This window comes from Piscinibacter defluvii, assembly GCF_004011805.1.
In the GTDB taxonomy this organism is placed as follows: Bacteria; Pseudomonadota; Gammaproteobacteria; order Burkholderiales; family Burkholderiaceae_C; genus Piscinibacter; species Piscinibacter defluvii.
Genome location: NZ_RCHJ01000088.1, coordinates 1 through 2,625 on the forward strand (window position 1 = coordinate 1; position 2,625 = coordinate 2,625).

2 protein-coding genes are annotated in these 2,625 nt (G+C 68.0%); both read right to left on the reverse strand.

The features are described 5' to 3' along the window. Positions 1-195: 195 nt before the first annotated feature. Positions 196-987: an IS21-like element helper ATPase IstB gene (gene istB / locus D9C15_RS32925; protein ID WP_128003680.1), complete on the reverse strand. Its 792-nt coding sequence runs from the start codon at positions 985-987 to the stop codon at positions 196-198. Continuing rightward, positions 980-2,503 (reverse strand): IS21 family transposase, encoded by a 1,524-nt coding sequence (istA, locus tag D9C15_RS32930; protein ID WP_128003681.1) that lies wholly within the window; start codon positions 2,501-2,503, stop codon positions 980-982. Before istA ends, istB begins: the two co-directional genes overlap by 8 nt. Between the last annotated feature and the right edge of the window lie 122 nt (positions 2,504-2,625).

The window sequence follows — 2,625 nt, forward strand, 5'->3', positions numbered from 1 at the left end:
TGTCCGCGCCGATCGAACTTTGACCCACCCTGCCGACTGAACTTTGACCCAGGGCTGGTGGCCGGGATCGCTTGATCCCGGCTGTGGACAACTGTAGCTGCTTGCTCCTTTCGGTTTGTGTTCGGATGTCCTTCGCGGGGCGGCAAGCCGCGCAGGGCGTAGCCCGTAGAGGCTTGCCGCCCCGCGGCCGCGCGGTCAGCCCGCCTCTGCAGGCCGGGCCCGGCGCTCCTGCTCCCGGGCCTTTATGCGCCGCTTCGTGCTGGCTGTGGCCTGCGTGACGCGGTAGCTCTCGTTGCCGGTCTCCACGATGTGGCAGTGGTGCGTGAGCCTGTCCAGCAGCGCCGTGGTCATCTTCGCGTCGACGAACACGGTGGACCACTCGGCGAAGTCCAGGTTGGTCGTGATCACCACGCTGGTGTGCTCGTACAGCTTGCTCAGCAGGTGGAACAGCAGCGCACCGCCGCCCTGGCTGAACGGCAGGTAGCCCAGCTCGTCCAGGATGACCAAGTCCAGGCGCAGCAGGCTGGCTGCGATGCGCCCAGCCTTGCCTTCGGCCTTCTCGCGTTCCAGCGCGTTGACCAGGTCCACCGTCGAGTAGAACCGCACCCGCTTGCCGTGCTCGGTGATGCCGGCCACGCCGATGGCCGTGGCCAGGTGGCTCTTGCCGGTGCCGGGCCCGCCCACCAGCACCGCGTTGTGCGCGGCGACGGTGAACTCGCAGCTGGCCAGCTGGGTGACGAGCTTGCGGTCCACCGGCGAGACATCGAAGTCGAAGCCCGCCATATCGCGGTGCACGGGGAACCTGGCCGCGGCCATCTGGTAGCTCACCGAGCGCGTGGCCCGGTCACTGGCCTCAGCCTTAAGCATGTGCTCGATGAGCCAGCGCGAACGCTCCAGCTCGCCGTTGCTCTGCTCGCCCAGTTCGGCCCAGGTGGCGGCCATGCCGTGCAGACGCAGTGCCTTCAGTTCACTGATGACGTCACGCATCTTCGGCTCCTTGTTCAGCCTCGATGCGCCGCAGCCGGTCGTAGCGCGCCGTATCGGCCACGGGCTTGGTCAACGCGCCCAGCGCCGTAGCAACGTTCTCTGGTCGGGGTGGCGCCGTCAGCCGGGCCAGCACGTTGCCCACGTGCTCCGGGCTGACCCGGCCGCTGGGCCCGGCACGCTCCATGGCCAGTTCGGCCGCCACCAGCACGGCATCCAGCCCGGCCAGCTGCACCAGGTCCAGCACCTGGGCCATCAGCCGGTCGCCCCCTGCGTGCTTGAGCAGGGCTTGGCGCAGCCTGGCCAGCGGCTCGGGCAGGTCCTTGAACGGCGCGCCGTTGCGCAACGCGCCGGGCTTCCTCTGCAGCAGCGGCACGTAGTGCATCCAGTCGTACACCGTCTTGCCCTTGCCCGGCTGCCGCTCGTGCTCGGCCACCACGCGATCCTCCGCCACGATCACCACCCGGCCCGGGTACAGCCGCGTGCTCACCGTGTGCCGCGCCCACTCGCACGGCACCGAGTAGCGGTTGCGCGCCACCGTCACCAGGCAGGTGCTGCTGACACGGCTGAACTCCTGCACGTAGCCGTCGAACGGCGCCGGCATCGGCATCAGGTGCTGTCGCTCCAGCTCAAGCATCTCCAGCACGCTGAACGCCTTGTGCTCGGGATGCCTCAGCTCAGCCCACAGCGCGCGGCACCGCTCGCCCAGCCAGGCGTTGAGTTCGTCCAGGCTGCTGAAGCGCTGGTCCCGCGCGTCCAGCCAGATCCGCCGCCGGCTGTCCTGCACGTTCTTCTCAACGACGCCCTTCTCCCAGCCCGACGCGACGTTGCAGAAGTCGGCATCGAACAGGTAGTGCGCGCACATGGTCGTGAAGCGCAGGTTGACCTCGCGCGCCTTGCCCTTGCCGACGCGGTCCACGGCGGTCTTCATGTTGTCGTAGATGCCCCGCCTGGCCACGCCGCCCAGCGCAGTGAACGACCGGGTGTGGGCATCGAACAGCATCTCGTGGCCCTGGCTGGGGTAGGCCACCAGCCAGAACGCCCGGCTCGCGCACAGCTTCGTGTGCGCCACCTGCAGCCGCTGGTACACGCCGCCGATGACCAGCGGCTCCTCGCTCCAGTCGAACTGGAAGGCCTCACCCAGTTCGAAGCTCAGCGGCACGTAGGCATCGCCCACCTGCACGCCGCCGCGCTCGGCGCGCCACGCACGGATGTAGTCGGTCAGCCGGCTGTAGCCGCCGTCATAGCCCGCCGCAGCCAACTGCGTGTGCAGCGCCTTTGCCGTGCGCCGCTCCTTCTTCGGCCGCCTCGCATCGGCCAGCAGCGCCTGCTGCACAGCCTCCACGAACGGTGCCAGCTTCGTCGGCACCTCCGGCCGCCTGTACTTCGGCGCCTCTGCCTTGCCGATGCGCAAGTACTTGCGCACCGTGTTCCTCGCAAGACTCGTCGCCTTGACGATCTCCCGCACCGACTTGTTCTCGCGGTGTCGCATCCGCAAGACCTTGCCAATCATGGCCATGGTGATCACTCCTCACACCCCGCCCCGCTGTGGATAAGTCGGGCAGGGTAGGTTGAACACCTGGGTCAAATTTCGATCGGCACGATCCTCTCAAGTGGGTCAAATTTCAGTCGGCGCCAACA

Excerpts from the sequence above, each read along its gene's own strand:
- istB (WP_128003680.1), bottom strand. The coding sequence starts at position 987 with ATGCGTGACGTCATCAGTGAACTGAAGGCACTGCGTCTGCACGGCATG.
- istA (WP_128003681.1), bottom strand. The coding sequence starts at position 2,503 with ATGGCCATGATTGGCAAGGTCTTGCGGATGCGACACCGCGAGAACAAG.